17 protein-coding genes, 1 rRNA gene, 1 pseudogene and 1 riboswitch are annotated in these 20,342 nt (G+C 34.5%); of the genes and pseudogenes, 17 read left to right on the top strand and 2 right to left on the bottom strand.

What is annotated here, in order from left to right; all coding sequences use genetic code 11:
• Positions 1–6 precede the first annotated feature (6 nt).
• Both JOC70_RS15495 and JOC70_RS15490 read right to left on the bottom strand, forming a co-directional pair.
• Positions 7–1,806 (bottom strand): oleate hydratase, encoded by a 1,800-nt coding sequence (locus JOC70_RS15495; protein WP_204599809.1) that lies wholly within the window; start codon positions 1,804–1,806, stop codon positions 7–9.
• Positions 1,807–1,967: 161 nt separating this feature from the next.
• Entirely contained in the window at positions 1,968–2,522 is a 555-nt protein-coding gene (locus JOC70_RS15490; RefSeq protein ID WP_204599808.1) for a TetR/AcrR family transcriptional regulator, read from the bottom strand.
• Positions 2,523–2,921: 399 nt separating this feature from the next.
• Here JOC70_RS15490 and JOC70_RS19625 point away from each other — a divergent pair, with 399 nt between their 5' ends.
• The 17 genes and pseudogenes from JOC70_RS19625 to JOC70_RS15410 form a co-directional block, all read left to right on the top strand.
• On the top strand, positions 2,922–3,095 hold the full coding sequence (locus JOC70_RS19625; RefSeq protein WP_204599937.1) for a family 1 glycosylhydrolase: 174 nt from the start codon (positions 2,922–2,924) through the stop codon (positions 3,093–3,095).
• A pseudogene (locus JOC70_RS19250) lies at positions 3,094–3,186 on the top strand (SAM-dependent methyltransferase); the annotation flags it as partial. The gene JOC70_RS19625 and the pseudogene JOC70_RS19250, both read left to right, overlap by 2 nt.
• A gap of 26 nt (positions 3,187–3,212) precedes the next feature.
• Positions 3,213–4,133, top strand: a complete 921-nt coding sequence (locus JOC70_RS15480) for a 4Fe-4S binding protein (protein WP_423880685.1) — start codon at positions 3,213–3,215, stop codon at positions 4,131–4,133.
• 402 nt (positions 4,134–4,535) lie between these two features.
• Positions 4,536–5,339 carry an enoyl-CoA hydratase-related protein gene (locus JOC70_RS15475; RefSeq protein WP_204599806.1) on the top strand — a complete coding sequence of 268 codons (804 nt, stop codon included), beginning with the start codon at positions 4,536–4,538 and terminating at the stop codon, positions 5,337–5,339.
• Between the two features lie 80 nt (positions 5,340–5,419).
• Positions 5,420–6,739, top strand: a complete 1,320-nt coding sequence (locus tag JOC70_RS15470) for a GntP family permease (protein ID WP_204599805.1) — start codon at positions 5,420–5,422, stop codon at positions 6,737–6,739.
• 92 nt (positions 6,740–6,831) lie between these two features.
• The gene (locus tag JOC70_RS15465) at positions 6,832–8,391 is read left to right on the top strand and encodes an acyl CoA:acetate/3-ketoacid CoA transferase (RefSeq protein ID WP_204599804.1); all 1,560 of its coding nucleotides are present in this window, start codon (positions 6,832–6,834) and stop codon (positions 8,389–8,391) included.
• 24 nt (positions 8,392–8,415) lie between these two features.
• A complete protein-coding gene (gene acrC / locus JOC70_RS15460) occupies positions 8,416–9,552 on the top strand; it encodes an acryloyl-CoA reductase (RefSeq protein WP_035311475.1) in 1,137 nt (378 codons plus the stop codon).
• 10 nt (positions 9,553–9,562) lie between these two features.
• On the top strand, positions 9,563–10,357 hold the full coding sequence (locus JOC70_RS15455) for an electron transfer flavoprotein subunit beta/FixA family protein (RefSeq protein WP_204599803.1): 795 nt from the start codon (positions 9,563–9,565) through the stop codon (positions 10,355–10,357).
• Between the two features lie 15 nt (positions 10,358–10,372).
• The gene (locus JOC70_RS15450; RefSeq protein WP_204599802.1) at positions 10,373–11,413 is read left to right on the top strand and encodes an electron transfer flavoprotein subunit alpha/FixB family protein; all 1,041 of its coding nucleotides are present in this window, start codon (positions 10,373–10,375) and stop codon (positions 11,411–11,413) included.
• Between the two features lie 37 nt (positions 11,414–11,450).
• On the top strand, positions 11,451–11,894 hold the full coding sequence (locus JOC70_RS15445) for a MaoC/PaaZ C-terminal domain-containing protein (protein ID WP_186429075.1): 444 nt from the start codon (positions 11,451–11,453) through the stop codon (positions 11,892–11,894).
• Between the two features lie 244 nt (positions 11,895–12,138).
• Positions 12,139–13,452: a GntP family permease gene (locus JOC70_RS15440; RefSeq protein WP_204599800.1), complete on the top strand. Its 1,314-nt coding sequence runs from the start codon at positions 12,139–12,141 to the stop codon at positions 13,450–13,452.
• A gap of 265 nt (positions 13,453–13,717) precedes the next feature.
• Positions 13,718–15,133: a sigma-54 interaction domain-containing protein gene (locus JOC70_RS15435; RefSeq protein ID WP_204599799.1), complete on the top strand. Its 1,416-nt coding sequence runs from the start codon at positions 13,718–13,720 to the stop codon at positions 15,131–15,133.
• Between the two features lie 119 nt (positions 15,134–15,252).
• A riboswitch (SAM riboswitch) is annotated at positions 15,253–15,365 on the top strand.
• A gap of 197 nt (positions 15,366–15,562) precedes the next feature.
• On the top strand, positions 15,563–16,408 hold the full coding sequence (locus tag JOC70_RS15430; protein WP_204599798.1) for a MetQ/NlpA family ABC transporter substrate-binding protein: 846 nt from the start codon (positions 15,563–15,565) through the stop codon (positions 16,406–16,408).
• Positions 16,409–16,478: 70 nt separating this feature from the next.
• On the top strand, positions 16,479–17,495 hold the full coding sequence (locus tag JOC70_RS15425; RefSeq protein ID WP_204599797.1) for a methionine ABC transporter ATP-binding protein: 1,017 nt from the start codon (positions 16,479–16,481) through the stop codon (positions 17,493–17,495).
• Positions 17,482–18,144: a methionine ABC transporter permease gene (locus JOC70_RS15420; protein ID WP_204599796.1), complete on the top strand. Its 663-nt coding sequence runs from the start codon at positions 17,482–17,484 to the stop codon at positions 18,142–18,144. Before JOC70_RS15425 ends, JOC70_RS15420 begins: the two co-directional genes overlap by 14 nt.
• Positions 18,145–18,314: 170 nt before the next feature.
• A complete protein-coding gene (locus JOC70_RS15415; protein ID WP_204599795.1) occupies positions 18,315–19,790 on the top strand; it encodes an amino acid permease in 1,476 nt (491 codons plus the stop codon).
• Between the two features lie 483 nt (positions 19,791–20,273).
• Positions 20,274–20,342: ribosomal RNA gene (locus JOC70_RS15410) — 16S ribosomal RNA — on the top strand; the annotation flags it as partial.

The following is a 20,342-nucleotide window of genomic DNA, read 5'->3' as shown; positions in this document are numbered from 1 at the left end:
TTAAGTTTATTTACTCTGAGGAGCTTCAGGGCTGAGAACTGAGTCCTTCAATGGTACGGTTTGGTCACGGCCAAGGTACATGTGATTATAAGGTGGTATGCTATTGACCTTGTGCACTATTTTTTTCTTCAACTCATCTATTTCAAGTGGATTGATATTTGGTAAATCTTCTTCCTTAACATCGCCCTTTATTCCGGCAAACTTCTTCATGCGCTCGCTGATGTAGCGAACATCGTAACGGGATGGATATACCTCTATAATATCCTTGTCTAAATTAAGAAGGTTATAAACACCTTCAAGTCCGGTGCGGACAGATGTTTCAACTGTGAATACAACATCATCAGGCACTTCTACATACTGACCGATAAATGCCAAATTGGTGCATCCGTCAGGTACATTCTTTGGACGGTCACTTACCTTACGTGGCATAAATTGGCTAGTGATATATGGCATCATAGCGGTGGACATATAAGTATGAGCTAGAAGTTCGTCTTTCATGTCTAGCAATCCTAGATGATAGAGGAGTTCTGTAAGTATTTCTTCACCGGTACATTCACACATTGGCTTTTTAATATAATTACCAATGTTCTCGCCATACAAGCCATAACCCCAGCCGAGATCCTCATCGTCAGCCTGATTAGGATAGAAAGGTTTGTGATGTATCTCAAAGGATATATCCCAATTTGAATCCTTGAATGTCATCAAGCCGCCAGTACCTGCTTTGCTACCAGACATCTTTTCGATTTTTTCAAAGAATTGAGGGTAGCCCTTAACGGTTGGGAAGAAAGATACCCACTTGGTTTTGTCAATGTTGCTGATAAACTTTTCAGGGTGTCCAAATTTAGCGTCTTTCTTTGCAAGGTTCTGCCAAAGAGTGAAAAGACCTATGTTAGATGTATCGCGATTTGTTGCGGCAACGGTCTTGTTGTCACCAAAGGCGCTGTTTTCGCTCATAGAACCGTTAGTTACAAACACCAAATCATCCTTGTCAACATAGATGGATTTTTCAGCACCATCCTGGCACATGTAGATAGCTTGTACTGTATTACAAGAAGCATCTAGCCCTAAGTCATAAACTGAGCAGTCATAAACAACCTTTACGCCCTTATCACGAAGCCAGTTTTCAATTGGACGAATGATGGCATCGCGCTCGTTGTATTTTGTATGGATGATGCCCTCCAAATATTCATGGCGGTTGACAAATGAGAATCTCTGCCAGTAGCGTCTAGCCTCAATTATGCTGTGGTAGCGTTTAAAAGCCAAGCAACTGTGGAAACAAATCCAAAAACTACTTTCAAAGAAAGACTCGCCGAAGAAATCCTCAATGGTGAGATCTTCTAGCTCAGACTCTGGTGTAGCAATAACCTTTGTTATAGTTGCAAGATCCTTAGGATCTAGTTTGTAATCGTGTACACGGCTGTATATTTCGCCTTGATTAACCATGACACGGGCTTCAGAATGAATTGCATCATCCTTATTAAAATCTACGATATCGTCTAGTACTGTACGTCCTGGATTTTCAAGAGAGGGCACTTTGCTACATAGGTACCAAAGACACTCCATATATGGCTCTAGTTCGCGCTCACCACGACAAAGATAGCCATGTTCGTTTCTGGTTCCGTCCATTGAACCACCGACGTCCGAATGTTTTTCAAAAATTGTGATATTTTCTCCAGGCATATAAGCGTCATCAACCAAAAATGCTGCAGCAGCAAGTCCAGCAATACCTCCACCCACTATATATGCTTTTTTCTTCTCAATGCCCGCTGGTTTAGGGGCATGGTACATGGTTCTGTAAATATTCATAATAACGACCCCTTTCGTATAATTACTTTCGTTGCTTTACAATGCTTCTTGTAAGACAACGATTATAACTAAAGTATAAGTCGCTAGGATTATTAAGACAATTTACATATTAGGGACAGTGTAAATCTTTTTTACACTGTCCCTAATATGTAAAAATCTGATTATTTTGCATATTTTTTTAGTGCCTTTTCAAAATCGCCTTTTATCAATACAGCGGTTTCATCTACTATATCCTCGGGTTTTTCCTTCATCCCATCCCGTACCCATTCAAAAATGAGGGCAATGAAAGCGAGACTATAAAAATGTGCAATAAAATCTTTGTGTTTCTGCTCAACAGTCATTTCAGCTGCCTGACGTTCCACTACTGCAAGGATCTGATCAAAAATTACAGTGTACATATATCTTTCTAAGGAATCACCGTTAGTAGAGCGACAGGTGTTTTGAACAAGCACCTTATTGTTGCGTATGGAAATCAGGAGCTGATAAAAACCCTGCTGCCATGTATCGTAATCTTTATTTTCTGCAAGTGCCTTTTCGGTCTCACGTAGATAAATCCATTCAACAAGCTCGTATATGTCATAAAAATGGTTATAGAAAGTCTGACGTGTCACCCCACAATCCTTAACAAGATCCTTTACAGTTATTTTTTCCAGGGTCTTTTTTTTAAGCATAGCTATTAAGGAATCAGCAAGTAAGGCTTTTGTCTCATTATGCAAAGAAATTACCTCCCTAAAATTTCGATCAACAGATAGTATTATACTACAAACCAGTTGGTACTTCTATTCATTTTAGTCCCATAATGTTACAGTATCACGTCAAAAATATACTATATTTTATCATATGTTTTAAAATGAAAAGCTCGGCAAATACCGAGCTTATTTTATTTGTATAAGTGGGTATAGTCTTAAATTTGTAAACTTTTTTAGAATTAACAACAATAGATTACCCTGCATTTTGATAAAAAGAAAGGAGTAGCTTATTAATGGTTAAAATTTTATTATTCTGCAACGCAGGAATGTCAACTAGTATGTTAGTTTGAAAAATGCAAAAGGCCGCTAAAGAGAAGGAAATAGATGCACAGATAGAAGCTTTCCCGAAGCACAAATGGAGAAAAAATTAGAAGGTGCAAATGTAGTAATGAAACAATAGTTTTCTGTGGTTTAGGATACTTAAATGGTGCACATCCAGTTGGAGCTGACATTGGTCCTAAAAATTATTTTAATGCAACTCATAATGTATTTGTTGCTCATGCTAGAGCAGTAGGAGCTTATAAAAAGCTAAGACAATGAGGATTTATACGATTATGTAAGAATTGAAGATATTAATAAGTTAAATGAGGAAGTGAAACTTCAAAGGATAAAAATAATTGCAGCTTATGGATAAGCTGATTATATGCAACACTACTAATTACTATAGTTATAGGAAGAGCGTTTTGTGGATATATATGTCCTTTGGGTACAATTCAAACTCTTCTAAATAAATTGGCCCAAAAACTTAAAATAAAACAAATTAAGCCTCATGGGAAAGTTGATAAGATATTAAGATATGTTAAGTATATACTGCTATTTTTGATATTATTTATAACTTATAAAGCTCACGAATTAATTTTAAGACCTTATGATCCTTGGGCAGTATTTATGCATCTAGGTAGTGGATCAGAAATATTTGAAGAATTTCTAATAGGTTTTATTATACTTATAGCTATATTTCTATCTTCAATGTTCATTGAAAGAGCTTGGTGCAGGTATTTATGTCCTTTAGGAGCTACTTTAGCGTTACTTGCGCCTTTAAGTATTTTTAAAGTTAGAAGAAGTGATTCTAAGTGTGTTGATTGTAGAGCTTGTACTAGAAATTGTTCTATGGGACTTAATGTACATTCACAAGAGATAGCATCTAAAACTGAATGTATTTCCTGTGGAGAATGTATATCAAGGTGCCCTGTAGATAATACTTTAGAAATGAAAAAAGGTAGTATAGTTTTATCTTTAAATAAAATGGCAGCAATGCCTTTAGTGATATTAGTTATAGTTGTTGGCTCGAACATAGCTTTAGGAACTTTTAAGACTTCTTCCTCAAATGTTGAAGTGTTAAATGAAAATGGTGTCTTAAATGATGATAATATTAAAGGTTATATGACAATAAAAGATGTAGCAACTGAATTTAGCATAGATACTAATATAATTTTAGAAAAGGCTAGCTTACCAAAGGATACTGATATAAATAAACCTTTAAAGGAACTAAAAAATGACTTGCTAGATAAAGGAATTGAATTTGAAACTGAAGATTTAAAAGAAGTAGTCAAAGAATTGATAAAGCAAAGTTATTAAAAATAAAGCAAGGATTGTATTTTTAATAACGGCAGGATTGTTGAAAAGCGTATACGAATTTATAAAACGTAGAAAAAATTCGACAAGTATTAATAAAAGAGTAACAAAGATTGAAATTAAAGAGTTTTAACAATGCAAAATTACATTTAAAACTATAAATTTTTTTAGTTGTAGAAAAATTCCTACAATAATTAAAAGTTTTTATATCCTATATAAGTTATTAAATTAACTTATATAGGATATTTTTGTTTAAAATTTATCTATGTTAGTAACTGTTCATGCTTAGTATAGAAGGCTGTTTATTAAAATAAATTAAAAATTTTTTTTATAAAAGATAATGTTACTTTTTTTGGCAGAGATATTGCTTTATATATAAATGCAAAGATAAAGGAGGGTGTTTTTATGAAAGGAATGGTATTAAAGGATTTAAGTCTTGAAAATGTTAAGGTCAATATTGAAGAAAATGTAGCAATTGTTACTATGAACCGTCCAAAGGCTCTAAATGCATTAAATAATCAGACTTTAGAAGAGCTAGATGCCATTATAGAAAGTATAAGTGTAGATAAGAGTATTTTAGGCGTTATTATAACAGGAGAAGGAAAGGGTTTTGTTGCAGGAGCAGATATTGCCCAGATGAGGCCCTATAAGGCAGAGGAGGGAAGAAATTATGCTGAGTATGCTCAAAGCGTATTTAATAAAATTGAAGTTCTTGGAAAGCCTGTAATTGCAGCAGTTAATGGCTATGCTCTTGGTGGTGGATGTGAGCTGTCAATGAGCTGTGATTTGAGAATTGCTTCTGAAAAGGCTGTTTTTGGACAACCGGAGGTAAACCTAGGCGTTATTCCTTGCTTTGGCGGAACACAAAGATTACCTAGACTCATAGGCAGCGGACGAGCAAAAGAACTCATTTACACAGGAAGAATGATAAAGGCTGAGGAAGCACTCCTCATGGGTCTTGTAAATAAGGTAGTTCCAGCAGAAGAACTTTTAACTGAGGCAAAAAATATGATGAAAGGCATTATTTTAAAGGCTCCTATGGCAATTAAATATGCTAAGATAGCCATTAATAAAGGAGCTGATTTAGATTTAGCGAATGCACTTGAGCTTGAAAAGGATTTAGCAGCACTTACATTTGCTTCTGAGGATAAGGATGAAGGTATGGCAGCATTTCTTGAAAAAAGGCCTGCTAAATTTGAAAATAAATAAAAGTAAAATGAAGTTACTCTTTTAACAGCTATATTAGTTTAATAAATTAAATAATAAGAAATGGAAGGAGGAGTTAATATATGTCAGGCGGAGAAATTATAAGTTTAATTGGTATTATAGGGGCACTTGCACTATTAATGTACTTGGTAATGAAGGGTGTTAACATTTTTATCATAGCTATAAGCTGCTCAGCTATTGTTGCTTTGACAGGGGGTATTAATCTATATAGTGCTTTAAAAGAAAATTATATGACAGGATTTGTTGGATTCTTTAAAGCAAACTTCTTGATTTTTTTAACTGGTACATTAATGGGAAAAATGTATGAGGTTACAAATGGAGCCAAGGCAATAGCAAAGATGATTGTTAAAACTTTTGGCCCTAAAATGGCTTTAATTTCAATTCCTTTAGCTTGCGGTATTATATCTTACGGTGGGGTTAGCGTTTTTGTTGCCAGTTTTGCAGTATTTCCTATCGCCCTTGAAGTTTTCAAAGAAGCAGATTTACCTAGAAGGTTTATTCCAGGAGCATTGACCTTTGGATGTTCTACATTTGCTATGGTTGCACCTGGTGCTCCTCAGATTCAAAATGCTGTTCCTGCTCAAGCGCTAGGAACGGATTTAATGGCAGGAGCTGTAAATGGCTTCATTTCATCTTTTGTTATTCTAATAGTTGGAGCATTTATGCTATATAGAATGGTAGGTAAAGCAAAAGCTAATGGTGAACATTTTGCAGCAAAGTCTGTTGATAATTTTCATGATAATTCAAAACTTCCAAGTGGAATTGCAGCTCTAATTCCATTGATTATCACAATAATATTAATTAACGTTAAAGTTAATGGAAAAGTATTACTTCCACTTGAAGCGGGCGTATTTGCTGGTACCGTAATAGTATTTATTATTTTAAATAAGTATCAAGATAATAAAACAGTTTTAAATAATATAGGAGAAGGCTGTAAAACTTCCGTATTTGCTATTAGCAATACCTGCGCCGTTGTTGGTTTTGGCGCAGTAGTTAAGGCAGCTAAAGCATTTCCAGCCATTGTTGATGCAATGGTTAATATTCCTGGACCAGAATTTGTAGGCATTGCTGTAGGTACAACAGTCATAGCGGGTATATGTGGTTCTGCATCAGGAGGACTAGGAATTGCAGCTCCTCTAATAGGGCCTGTTTATCTGGCAAAAGGTGTTGCAGCAGCAGCAATCCATAGAACAATGTCAATATCATCTGCAGCACTTGATTCTCTTCCACATAACGGATATGTAGTAACTGTTACAAATGGTTTATGTAATGAAACACATCACGATGCCTATGGCCCAGTATTTTGGCTTACAGTAGTTGCTCCGGCAATTGGGTCTGTGGTAGCAGTTATTTTATTCTCAATGTTCCCATTCCTTCCATAATAAAGTAAGTATAAAAGGATGTATTGACATAATTTAACTTGTGTTCATACATCCGAATTAATTGATAATTTAATTTAAAGGGGGTTTTTTATATGAGTAAGATAATTACAGCAAAACAAGCAGCAGAAATGGTTAAGGATGGAATGACAATTGGTATTGGAGGTTTTGTAAGTTTTGGACTTGCAGAAGATTTATTGATAGCACTGCAAAATAGATATATCGAAACAAAGTCTCCTAAGAATCTGTTCCTTTTTCACTGCGCAGCTGTTGGTGACGGTGGAGAAAGAGGTGCTAATCATCTTGGGGAAGAAGGGTTGGTTAAAAAACTTGTATGTGCTCATATTGGCTTAGAGCCAAGATTAAATAAATTAACTGTTGCAAATAAATTAGCAGCTTTCATGATTCCACAGGGAGTTACAACCCATATGCTTAGAGCGATTGCTGGAGGAAAGCCTGGTACTTTAACTCATGTTGGATTAAAAACCTTTGCTGATCCTAGACTTGAGGGCTGCAAAGTAAATAAGGCAGCTATTGATTCTGGAGAAGAGGTTGTTTCTTTAGTAAATATAGAAGGAGAAGACTATCTTTTCTATAAATCTTTCCCTATAGATATTTGCTTTATTAAAGGTACATTAGCTGATGAAAGTGGAAATGTTTCCTTAAGCAGAGAGGCTTTGATTTCTGATCAATTAGAAATGGCAGCAGCAACTCATAATTCAGGAGGTATTGTTATAGTTCAAGTTGAACAAATTGTTCAAAAAGGGAGTATAAAAGCACATGATGTTAAGATTCATGGATTTATGGTTGATTATATTGTAGAAGGCACCAGAGAAAATAGCCTTCAGACATATGCATATAAACACTATAGACCAGAATTATCAGGTGAAACAAAAGTGCCATTAGCATCTATTGAACCTATGAGATTAGATGAAAGAAAAGTTTGTGGAAGAAGAGGTGCATTAGAGCTAAAACCTAATTGTCTAATTAATTTAGGTATAGGGGTTCCAGAAGCAGTTGCTGCAGTTGCAGGGGAAGAGGGGTTTTCAGATAAGATTACACTTTCTATTGAGTCAGGTGCTCTTGGTGGTGTGCCTACAGGTGGTATTGCCATTGGAGGTTCCGTTAATCCTGAAGCTATATATAAGCAGCCTGATATATTTGATATTTACGATGGTGGTGGAATTGACATGTCCTTCCTTGGTGCAGCTGAAATTGATGCTTTAGGCAATGTTAATGTTTCTAAATTTGCAGGAAGAGTTGTAGGACCTGGTGGATTTATAAATATATCACAAAATGCTAAAAAAGTTTGTTTTACAGGGACCTTTAAAGCAGGAAAAATGGAAGTCGAAATTAAAGATGGAAAACTAAATATTATAAAGGATGGCAAGGGAATAAAGTTCAAAAAAGAAATAGAACAAATCACTTTTTCAGGTGAATATGCAAGTCAGAATGGACAGCAGGTTTATTATATAACAGAAAGAGCGGTGTTCAAACTTACGAAAAATGGAATTATGCTTATTGAAATTGCTCCAGGAGTTGATTTGGAGAAGGATATTCTGGCAAATATGGAGTTTAAGCCATTGATATCAGAAGATTTAAAGTTAATGGATGAAAGAATATTTAAAGATGAGAAGATGGGACTTTCGCTTTAAAGTTTAGTTATAGGGGGAGATAGTATGGATTTTAAGTTAACAGAGGCACAACTTATGTTACGAAAGGTTGCCAGAGAGTTTGCTGAAAAAGAAGTTCAGCCTATTGCAGCTGAAATTGATAAGACGGGAAGATTTCCACGAGAGACCTTTGACAAAATGGCAAGAATAGGGTTCACAGGAATTGGCACACCTTTAGAATATGGAGGATCGGGTGGAAATGATATTGATAAAGTTATAGTAGTTTCAGAAATAGCTAAAAAGTGCGGAGCTACAGCAGCTATTCTTTCAATACACACAGTTTTTTCTTCCATTATTCAAAAGTTTGGTACTGAAGAGCAGAAACAAAAATATTTGCCACAGGTAACAAGTGGAGGATGTCTTGGAGCCTTTGCTTTAACAGAACCTAATGCAGGTTCAGATGCAGGTGCTGCTAAAACAACAGCTATATTAGATGGGGATGAATATATTCTTAATGGAACCAAATGCTTTATTTCCGGTGGAGGACAGGCGCAATATTTAGCTGTTGTTGTGCTAACACAGCCAGAAAAAGGCCTGAAAGGCTTGTCTACAATTGTTGTAGAAAAAGGTACTCCAGGTTTTACCATAGGTAAGATTGAAGACAAAATGGGCATTCATGGCTCAGAAACTGTAGAACTTATATTTGATAATTGTCGTGTTCCAAAAGAAAATCTTGTGGGAGTAGAAGGCAAGGGATTTATGATGGCAATGAATGCTCTCGATGGTGCTAGAATTGGTATTGGTGCTCAGGCCCTTGGCATAGCTGAAGGTGCTTTAGAAGAAAGTGTTAAGTATATGAAGGAAAGAATCCAATTTGGTAAGCCTCTTACAGCTCTTCAGGGCCTTAGCTGGTATATAGCAGAAATGGCAACTAAGATTGAAGCAGCTAGATGGCTAGTTTATTATGCTGCTCACTTAAAAACAATTGGAGAGAAGCACACTAAGGAAGCAGCGATGGCTAAATTAAATGCATCGGATACTGCTAGAGTCGTTACAAATCTTGCATTACAAATTCACGGCGGTTATGGCTATATGAGGGATTATCCACTAGAAAGAATGTATCGTGACGCAAAAATCACTGAGATATATGAAGGTACCTCTGAAATTCATAAATTAGTAATTTCAAGAGAAGTACTAGGCTAGGAGGAGAAAAATGAATATCATTGTATGTTTAAAACAAGTTCCAGATACAAATGAAGTTAGAATTAATCAGGAAACAGGAACGCTTATAAGAGATGGCGTTCCAAGTATTATAAATCCTGATGATAAGAATGCCCTTGAAGCAGCTCTTCAAATTAAAGATGAAAAGGGCGGAAAAGTTACTGTGATAAGTATGGGACCTCCTCAAGCAAAGGATGCACTAAGAGAAGCCCTTGCTATGGGTGCAGATGAAGCAATTCTTATAAGTGATAGAGCTTTTGGTGGATCTGATACATGGGCTACGGCTACTATTATTGCAGCAGCAATTGAAAAGGTTGGAAATTACGATATTGTACTTTGTGGAAGACAAGCAATTGATGGTGATACAGCACAGGTTGGACCAGAAATTGCTGAATTTTTAGGTGTTCCACAAATAACATATGCCAAGGAAATTAAGTTAGATAAGGAAAAGGTAACAGTAACAAGATTTACAGAAACAGGAGATTATAGAATAGAAGCAAAATTACCAGTACTTCTAACAGCCATTAAAGAATTGAATACTCCAAGATATCCAAGTGTAAAAGGTATATTTAAGTATTATGCACCTGAATCTGATGAAATCACTGTTTGGAGCTTTAATGATTTAGAAGTTGACCCTACACAAATTGGTCTTAAGGGTTCTCCAACCAATGTGTTTAAATCCTTTGTACCAACAAAGTCTAAAACAGCAGAAATTATTGATGGAATAAGCGGAAAAGAAAAAGCAGCCGCTCTAGTAAATAAGCTTGCTGATCTGAAGCTCATATAGGAGGTAGGTGCAAATATGGAAAGGGCAAAAGTAAATCAAGATATTAATTTAAATGATTATAATGACGTTTGGGTAATTGGCGAGCAGAGAGAAGGCAAGATTCATCCTGTAACCATTGAATTAATTGGTGAAGCAAAAAAGCTTGCAAGTGAAATTAATAAAAAGGTAGCGGTTGTTGCTGCAGGATATGAAATTGACGAAGAAGTGAAAAAGCTTCTTAATTATGGAGTAGACAGAGTCTTATATATCTGCAGTCCATTATTAAAGACCTTCTCAACCGATGGATACGCGCTTTCAATTTCAAATCTTATTTTAGAGAGAAAACCTGAAATTGTCCTAGTCGGAGCTACATCAATAGGAAGAGATATAGGACCTAGAATTGCAGCTAAAATTGGCACAGGACTTGTTGCTGATTGTACAAAGCTTGACATTGATCCTGAGGATGGCAAAATTCTTCAGACAAGACCTGCCTTTGGTGGTAACTTAATGGCGACTATCATCTGTCCTAAAAACAGGCCTCAAATGGCTACAGTAAGACCTGGGGTAATGAAAAAGGCAGCACATGTGGATAATCCTACTGGAGTTATTGAAAAAGTAATTCCTGAAATCACTGAGGAAGATATTACAGCTAGGGTTATTGAAATTGTAAAAAGCGGCAGAAGAAGAGTGGACCTTACAGAGGCCAAAATCATTGTATCTGGGGGACGTGGTGTAAAAGGGCCCGAAGGTTTTGAACTCATTAAAGCCCTTGCTGACAAGTTAGGCGGGGAAGTCGGATCATCTAGAGCTTGTGTTGATGCAGGATGGATAGATAGTATGCATCAAGTAGGACAGACAGGCACAACAGTAAGACCAGAAATTTATTTTGCTTGCGGTATATCTGGTGCTATTCAACATTTAGCAGGTATGAGCGAATCAAAATATATTGTAGCAATTAATAGTGATAAATCGGCTCCTATTTTCAAGGTTTGTGATTTTGGAATTGTAGGAGATTTAAAAGAAGTAATACCAGCTATGATTGAGGAAATAGAGAAAAATAAGGAATTTGAGATTTAAATTCATATTGAAAGGTAGGGAGAGTAAATTGAGCAGTATGATAGATGAAAATAGCTTAAATATGAGTGGTTACAGCATAAATGAAATTTATATTGGTATGAAAAAAAGTGTAACAAAAACTATTTCAGAGTCAGATGTGTATACCTATGCAGGCTTAATAGGCGACATTAACCCAGTACATGTAAATGCTGAATATGCTAAAACAACAAGATTTGGCGAAAGAATCGTTCATGGAATGCTTACTGCATCATTCTTTTCTACAATTGTTGGCATGCTTATTCCTGGTGCAGATGCCATTTATTTAGGCCAAACATGTAAATTCTTATTACCAGTTAAGTTTGGTGATACAATCACAGCTACAGGTGAAGTTATTTCTATGCGTCCTGAGAAGAAAATTGCTGTAATGAGAACCACTGTTGTTAATCAAAGAGGGGAATTGGTTATTGATGGTGAAGCTACTGTTATGGCTACCAAGGAATAAAATTTAAATATATTGTTTACTAATGAATAAAATAATGCCATTTTATCAATGAGGAATAAATAATGGGACCTAATTTGTACGGGAATGTATTTATACTCAATGATGAAAATGGCATTATTTTTTATATAAGCTAGATATATTTCAATGCAATAGCGAAAACAAAAATCATACTAAAAGAAAGCTAGTTGTGGAAAAGCAATGATTCCTATCTAATTTAGAAAAATTGAGAAAGGAAGTGTAAATAATGTCATTTGATGTTTTCATACTTGTATTAGCCATTATATTATTCACAGTTTTAGCTTACAAGAGAATTAGTGCAGTTATACTGGGGCCTTTAGTTTCTATTATCGTAATTTTACTTGCAAGACTTCCTGTTTTTCAAACTTTAACGGGAGCATATATGACTTCGGCTGCTAATTATTTCAAAAGTTACTTTTTTATTTTCCTTGTAGGTGCTATTTTCGGCTCTGTTTATGAAGAAACAAAGGCTGCAAAATCTATTGCATCTGCACTTCTTAAAATTTCTAAAGGTAAATTTACTGCAGCTATTATAATGTGCATAACAGGTATACTCACCTTTGGCGGTATCAGTGGCTTCGTTGTTTATTTTGTTATGTATCCAATTGCTTTACAGTTATTTAGAAAGAATGATCTTTCTAGAAAAATTCTTCCGGCAGCAATATCTGCAGGTTGTTGGACATGGTCTATGAATAGCCCTGGGTCACCCTCTATTCAAAATGTTATTCCTATGAGAAGTCTAGGAACAAGTGCAACTGCTGCATTTATTCCAGGTATGGCAGGATTAGTGGTTCAATTTGTTCTTATTTTCCTTTGGCTAGAGTATAGAAGTAGAAGTTTAAAAAAGAAGGGGTATTTATTTCATGATGACAGACTAACGCCGCTTCCAGCACATTTATTAGAAGATAATGATTCTAAAGATGAAAAAGTTCCTCATCCTCTTATTGCATGTATTCCAGTAGCTTTAATACTTGTTTGTTTCAATATTTTGCATTGGCAAGTTGAATTTGCTGTAGCAATGGGTATTCTCTCTTCAATCATTTTAATGTACAAATTTATTCCAAGTGGCATAAGTGGGCTGATTAAAATTTTTAACACTGGAGGTTCCAATTCATGTAGTGCTATTTTAAATACCGCCCTCGTAGTTGGATTTGGTGGAGTTGTTAAAATAACAAGTGGATTTTCAACAGTAATAGGTGGTCTGCAGAATTTAAATATATCTCCATTATGGTTTGTTGCAATTACTACTGCTATTTGTGCAGGGGTTTGCGGCAGTGCATCTGGTGGTCTGGGTATTGCATATGATGCTTTAAAGGATACATTTATTTCAATGGGAATAAATCTTGAGTATGTTCATCGTATTTCTGCAATTGCAGCAGGTACATTAGACAGTTTGCCACATCAAGGAGGACAGATTACACTACTTGTTCTCACTAACTTAAGTCATAAAGATGCTTATTTTGATGTGTTTATTACACAACTTTTAATTCCAACTATAACTTTATTTGTAGTAATTCCAATGTGTGCACTGGGGTTATAGGTATATAAAATTGTATTAAAGTCCTATGCTACAATAAGCTGATTGTAAAGAATCCTATGGTATCATAGGGTTCTTTCACAATGTTTTAAAATTTATAATATATAACTCTAGTCATATTTTTTAAATTATGAACTTATGATTCATTTCTTTTTATCAGACGTAAATTTTTTTGCAAACAAAACGTATTTTGTTACTTTAACCTAATCTTATGGTATAATATTACATAAAATAATTTACATTTTAAGGAAAAGGGGCTTGGGGTAAGATGATTAGTGATATGAATTTAGAGCATTATAAGTTAATTTTTAATGAGATTTTGGATATGACTGAGGATGGCTTCGTAGTAACTAAAGTTGATGGCACTATATTCGATATAAATAATTCATATTGCGATTTTTTAGGAACCACAAAAGAAAAAGCTATCGGGCGTCATATCGGCGAATTTATAAAAAACACTAAAATGCCGGAAATTGCTAGCTCTGGTATTAAGGAAGTGGATGTAATTCACCCTTTAGTTGATGGACAGCATTATAATGGAGATAAGTTTTTATTTGTAACTAGAGCTCCGGTAAAGAAAAATGGTAAAGTAATAGCTGCAGTTGCTCAAGTTAAATTTAGAGTTCAAACACTTAACTTATCTCAAAAATTATATAAGCAGGATCAGGAATTAAAATATTATAAGGATGAACTCCAAAGACTAGGAGAAAGTAAATTTGATTTTAATTGTATACTTGGGGAAAGTGAATCTTTTTTAGAAGTAAAGGAGTTAGCTAGAAAGGCATCCAGAAGCAATCTAGCAGTTTTAATAAACGGGGAAACCGGAACAGGAAAAGAGGTTTTTGCAAATGGAATACATTATGCCTCTGATAGAAAAAATAGCCCTCTTATAAGAATAAACTGTGCTGCAATTCCTGATGAGCTTTTAGAATCAGAGTTATTTGGCTATGAAGAGGGTTCTTTTACTGGAGCTAAAAAAGGAGGGAAAAAGGGTAAATTTCAACTTGCCCATAAGGGAACAATATTTTTAGATGAGATAGGGGATATGCCTCTACATATGCAGGCAAAACTTCTTAGGGTGCTTCAGGAGAATGAAATTGAACGAATTGGAGGCTATGAACCCATACCAATAGATGTAAGAGTTATTGCTGCAACTCATCAAGATTTAAGAAAATTAATTAAGGAAAAGAAGTTTAGAGAAGATCTATTTTATAGATTAAATGTTATAAATATAAAAATACCACCTCTAAGACAAAGAAAAGAAGATATACTGATATTTATAAATCACTTCTTAGGTCAACTCAATAAAAAGTACAAAACCGACATTACTATATCTCAAAGGGCAATAGAATTATTATTAAATCACAAGTGGCAAGGAAACATAAGAGAATTAAAGAACGTTATTGAAAGTGCATATGTTCTAACTGAAAAAGATATATTAGGAGTTAAACACTTACCATCCAATTTACTAACTTTTTCTCCAAATACAGCTCCCGAGGTTAAAGGTGGTACTTTAGATTTCATATTAAATGAATTTGAAAAAGATATAATTTTAGAGTCATTAATGGAAAATAATTATAAAATTTCTAAGACAGCTAAGGACCTAGGCATACACAGAACCACATTATATAAGAAGTTAGAGAGGCTTAATATAAAACTTTCTAAATCTGTTGAAACGGAGTAATTAGTGCCACCAATATGGCAAGTGAGAAATAAATGATAACCGCATTAAAATAAACAAAAAATATTTCTTGACATAGATGAAACAATCATATAGAATAAATGCAATTGAATATTGATGAAATCTTATCAAGAGTGGTTGAGGGACTGGCCCTATGAAACCCAGCAACAACTAGTTTAATTTATTAAACTAGAAATGTGCTAATTCCTGCAGAATTTTTTCTGAAAGATAAGAAGTGATGAAATCCTATTATATAATAATGGGCTTTAGCGTTGGGCAATACCACTTCTTACTTTAAGTTTGAAGTGGTTTTTTTATTTGCGCAAATAAAATTAACTAGGGGACTTTTCAACGTAATATACTTTATGTACATAAAATTAATCAACATTAATATCAATTAATATTAAAACAAAGATAGAAGGGGAGCTTAAGATGAATAAAATATTAAGAAATATACTTACATGTGGAGTTATTTTAGCACTTGGAGTTTCTTTTAGTGCTTGTTCTAAAAATAGTGGTGAAACAAAAGCAACTACAAGTGAAACAAAAACTATTAAGGCGGGCTTTTGTGCAGGACCATATGCAGATATGTTTAAAGAGGCAATTGAGCCATCTTTAATAAAAAAAGGTTATAAGGTTGAAAGTGTTGAATTTAGCGATTATGTTTTACCCAACAAAGCCTTAGCAGATAAGGAAATTGACCTTAACTTATTTCAACACTCAACATACCTAGAAAATTTTAAAAAACAAAACAATCTTGATATTATATATTTAAAAGAAGTGCCTACAGCTGGAATGGGAATATTCTCAAATAAATATAAGTCATTTAGTGAATTGCCAAAGGGTGCAACTGTTGCAATACCAAATGACGCAACAAATCTTTCAAGGTCAATAAGAGTATTACAACAAGCAGGTTTTGTTAAAATTGATCCTGCCGTTGACCCAAAGACAGCAACACAAAACACTCTTTCCGAAAATCCTAAAAATCTGAAATTTGTAGAAGTTGAAGCGCCTCAATTACCAAGAACCTTAGACAGCGCTGATGTAGCTGTTATTAACGGAAACTATGCTATTGGTGCAGGACTTAATTTGGCAGATGCAATATATAATGAAAAAATTGACAAAGGTTATTTTAATGTCATTGCAGTAAGAACAGAAGATAAAGATTCTCAGCTTGCAAAGGACATTATAGAAATAGTTGAATCTGATGCATTTAAAAAGGTTATTGAAGACTCAAGCAAACAGTATTCATCATTCATTAAACCAGAAAACTATTAAAAGTTTTACTGAGCATATATCTTAAAACTTTGAGGTATATGCTCTCTGTATGAAAGGGGGCAAAAAATAGATGATAGAATTTAAAAATGTTAACGTTAGTTTTAAACAAAAGAAAGATTTTTTTACAGCAGTAAAAGATGTATCTTTCACCATTGGTACTGGGGAGATCTTTGGAATTGTTGGTTCTAGTGGAGCAGGTAAAAGCACACTGCTTCGTGCTATAAATTTGCTTCAAGTTCCAACTAGCGGAGAAGTGATTATTGATGGAAAGAATGTTGAACATTATAAAGGGGAAGAACTACGAAAACTTCGTAGAAATATTGGTATGATATTTCAACATTTTAACTTAGCAGATAATAAAACTGTATATCAAAATATTGCATTTGTTTTAAAGGCTGCTGGAAAAAATAAAGATGAAATAGATAAGCGGGTAAAAGAACTATTAGGGTTTGTAAATTTAACTGATAAGCATGATGCATATCCATCAAGCTTATCAGGGGGTCAAAAACAAAGAGTTGCTATAGCTAGGGCTCTTGCAAATGATACGAAAATATTGCTTTGTGATGAACCTACATCAGCCCTCGATATTGAAACCACAAATTCAATATTGAAATTACTGAAAGAAATAAATAAAAAAATGGGAATTACTATTGTTATTATTACACATGAACTTGATGTAGTTAAAAGTACTTGTAATAAAGTTGTTGTAATGAACCAAGGAACCGTTGTGGAAAGTGGAAATGTATATGATGTTTTCACAAATCCTCAAAATAGGTTTACACAAAGCCTTATTAGACAAACAACTAAATTTGATCTGCCTAAAAGGGTTATTCAAGATTCAAAAGGACCTATTATTAGAATTACTTATCATGGGAATGATGCCAATAATCCTGTTTTATCCGATGCTTCAGCTAAATTTGGATTTAGATTTAATATTTTATTAGGTAAAATAGAGTATATTAACGAAATTCCATTAGGAATCTTATATATTCAACTTATTGGAGAAGGTGAAGCTATTAATCGTGGTATAGAATATCTTCGTAAAAACACTGCTAAATTGGAGGTGCTTGAAAATGTCAGCGTTTAATTTAACGGAAGCTCTAACAAAATCCTTTAATGAAACTGCCCTAATGGTGCTTTATTCTCTTGGATTTGCTACTGTTTTTGGTGGTTTATTAGGTCTTTTGCTGTTTTTGACATCTAACTCATTATTCATAAAAAATAAGATAGTTAATGAGATTGCAGGGGTTATAATAAATATAACTCGTTCAATACCATTTTTGATATTGCTCGTACTCTTAATACCTGTTTCAAAAAAGATAGTTGGAACTGGGATTGGATATACGGCTGTAATTGTTCCATTGTCCATTGCTGCAATAGCTTTTTATGGCAGATTAGCAGAGGTATCATTTTCAGAAGTTAATCATGGCGTTTTAGAGGCGGCAGTTGCATCTGGAGCAAGACCTATAGATATTATAATACATATTTTAATTCCTGAGGCACTTCCTCAACTTATTAAAAATTTAACAGTTACAGCAGTGTCACTAATTGGATATTCTGCAATGGCAGGTACTGTTGGCGGTGGTGGTATTGGTGATTTAGCTATACGATATGGATATCAACGCTACCAAACAGATGTTATGTTTATATGCGTAATAACTTTAATTATTATTGTTCAATTGTTGCAGATATTTGGAGATTTCATAGCTAAAAGGACGAATAAAAAATTAAGATAAGTTTAATAGGGGACAGTTAGCAACTACTAATGCGAAGTGCAAAATAGTTGTTAGCTGTCCCCTAAACTGTTTAAGAGATAGATATACCTTAAATAGAATGTATTTTTAAATTTGGGGAATGCTATTTTTAAGATTATTTCATTCCACATGTTTGGTACGGAGGAGAAACTATGGAGAAAACACATAAAGGACTGTCTGCATGGCAGCTTACAATGATGGCACTGGGTACTGTAATAGGAGGGTCATTTTTTCTTGGTTCATCGGTAGCTATACATGCTGCAGGGCCTGCAATTTTAATATGTTATGTATTAGGTGGAGCATTGGTATATTTTATACTTTTTGCTTTGTCCGAGATGACTGTAGCAAATCCTGATTCAGGTTCCTTTCGAACCTTTGCAGCACAAATATTTGGCCCAGGAGTGGGATTTGTAGTTGGATGGGTATATTGGACTGGAATGATTTTAGCTATGTCAAGTGAAGCTACTGCTGTATCGATTTTAGTTCGCGGGTGGTATCCTAACATATCTATATCATTACTTGGGAGTTTAATAATAATTGGTGTTACTATGTTAAATTTATTAGGAGCTGATAAGCTAAGTAAGCTCGAGAGCAGTCTTGCAGCAGTAAAGCTATTTGCCATAGTTTCTTTTATAATTATAGCACTCTTATTGATTACAGGAGCAATGCCAAATACTTCGTCACTTGGTGCTGGGGAATTAACAAGAGAACCTTTTATGGCAGGAGGCATAAAAAGCATAGCAGGAAGTATGCTTATAGTGATATTTTCATATGCGGGCTTTGAGATAATTGGGTTAGCTGCGTCAGAGACAGATAAACCTAGAGAAACGGTACCTAAAGCAATTAAGTATACAGTTATATGCCTTGTAGGATTTTATATACTTTCCATTGCTGCGTTGCTTCCGCTAATTCCAACAGCTGGGCTTAGTGAAGATATAAGTCCAATGGTAGCAGCTCTTAATAGATGGGAAATTGGCTGGGCAGGTACTATTATTAATGTAGTACTTATTACAGCTATACTTTCTACTATGCTTGCAGCTATGTTTGGGCTAGGAAGAATGATGAGATCGCTTGCAGACGAAGGGCATGCACCTAAGTGGTTAAAAGATGAAAGTAATGTTCCTCGTCGTGGGATATTATTTTCTGGCCTTGCAATGCTTTTAGGTCTAGGTTTTGGTATGCTGCTTCCTAGAGTGTATTTATTTTTGATAAGTTCTGGTGGATTTGCGCTGCTTTTTACATATGCCGCAATTTTAGCTACCCATATACGTTTTCGTAAGATTAATGGATGCCCTCCAGAAGGAAAATGTCAGATGCCAGGCTATCCATATACCTCTTGGATTGCTTTAATAAGTATGATTATCATTATTTTAAGTATGCCATTTATTCCTGGGCAGGGGTCAGGACTTATTGCAGGATTTATATTAATAGCTTTATACTCATTTATTTATATTGGAATAAAATTTGTTAATAGTCCTGAAAGAAATAATGCTATTAATAGAAGTGTAAGTAATAGAAGATATAAAAAGAGACTATTAACAGAGTTTTCTAAAGAACTAACTGGAGAAAATGAAAAGAAAGATAAAGATAAAGATAAAGATAAAGATAAAGATAAAGATAGTAGATAGAGGAATGCGCAGGAGAATTGGATGATAGTCAATGTAAACTTTATCTAGTGTATCAGTACATGAGATTCTCAGTATATGGTCGGATAATGCTAAATAATACGTTTATTTTTGTTTAATAGCACTTAATAAAAGTAGAGCGGGAATAATCTCATGGTAAGATAGTCTTCGTCGCTGAGATGAGCGGCAAACAAGAAACAGCAAAGCAAGCTAAAATAAAGCATTTTAATAAGTTTTAATTTATTACTTGACTAAGTTTTAGATTGTGTGTTAATATAACAAAGCTGTTTCAAACAGCAAAAATATTTAAACTTTCAATAGTATTTGGGAACAAATTACTAGTTGACAAGCTTAAATGAAAATGATAAGATATAAAAGTTGCCTTAACAGGGCAGGGTCTTTGAAAATTGAACAGAGAATAGAAACCAGTCAATTACTTAACAGTTAAATGTTAAGAAACGCGATGAGCGAAACAGATTAAACTTTTAAATTGAGAGTTTGATCCTGGCTCAGGACGAACGCTGGCGGCGTGCCTAACACATGCAAGTCGAGCGA

Origin of the sequence: Clostridium pascui (genome assembly GCF_016908015.1) — a bacterium.
Lineage (GTDB): Bacteria > Bacillota > Clostridia > Clostridiales > Clostridiaceae > Clostridium_AK > Clostridium_AK pascui.
This window is presented reverse-complemented; position numbering and strand designations above follow the sequence as displayed.

What these genes read in the sequence shown, in the direction of transcription:
- JOC70_RS15495 (WP_204599809.1), bottom strand. Translation starts at nt 1,806, where the DNA reads ATGAATATTTACAGAACCATGTACCATGCCCCTAAACCAGCGGGCATT.
- JOC70_RS15475 (WP_204599806.1), top strand. Translation starts at nt 4,536, where the DNA reads ATGAAAGGAATGGTATTAAAGGATTTAAGTCTTGAAAATGTTAAGGTC.
- JOC70_RS15470 (WP_204599805.1), top strand. Translation starts at nt 5,420, where the DNA reads ATGTCAGGCGGAGAAATTATAAGTTTAATTGGTATTATAGGGGCACTT.
- JOC70_RS15465 (WP_204599804.1), top strand. Translation starts at nt 6,832, where the DNA reads ATGAGTAAGATAATTACAGCAAAACAAGCAGCAGAAATGGTTAAGGAT.
- acrC (WP_035311475.1), top strand. Translation starts at nt 8,416, where the DNA reads ATGGATTTTAAGTTAACAGAGGCACAACTTATGTTACGAAAGGTTGCC.
- JOC70_RS15455 (WP_204599803.1), top strand. Translation starts at nt 9,563, where the DNA reads ATGAATATCATTGTATGTTTAAAACAAGTTCCAGATACAAATGAAGTT.
- JOC70_RS15450 (WP_204599802.1), top strand. Translation starts at nt 10,373, where the DNA reads ATGGAAAGGGCAAAAGTAAATCAAGATATTAATTTAAATGATTATAAT.
- JOC70_RS15445 (WP_186429075.1), top strand. Translation starts at nt 11,451, where the DNA reads ATGATAGATGAAAATAGCTTAAATATGAGTGGTTACAGCATAAATGAA.
- JOC70_RS15440 (WP_204599800.1), top strand. Translation starts at nt 12,139, where the DNA reads ATGTCATTTGATGTTTTCATACTTGTATTAGCCATTATATTATTCACA.
- JOC70_RS15435 (WP_204599799.1), top strand. Translation starts at nt 13,718, where the DNA reads ATGATTAGTGATATGAATTTAGAGCATTATAAGTTAATTTTTAATGAG.
- JOC70_RS15430 (WP_204599798.1), top strand. Translation starts at nt 15,563, where the DNA reads ATGAATAAAATATTAAGAAATATACTTACATGTGGAGTTATTTTAGCA.
- JOC70_RS15425 (WP_204599797.1), top strand. Translation starts at nt 16,479, where the DNA reads ATGATAGAATTTAAAAATGTTAACGTTAGTTTTAAACAAAAGAAAGAT.
- JOC70_RS15420 (WP_204599796.1), top strand. Translation starts at nt 17,482, where the DNA reads ATGTCAGCGTTTAATTTAACGGAAGCTCTAACAAAATCCTTTAATGAA.
- JOC70_RS15415 (WP_204599795.1), top strand. Translation starts at nt 18,315, where the DNA reads ATGGAGAAAACACATAAAGGACTGTCTGCATGGCAGCTTACAATGATG.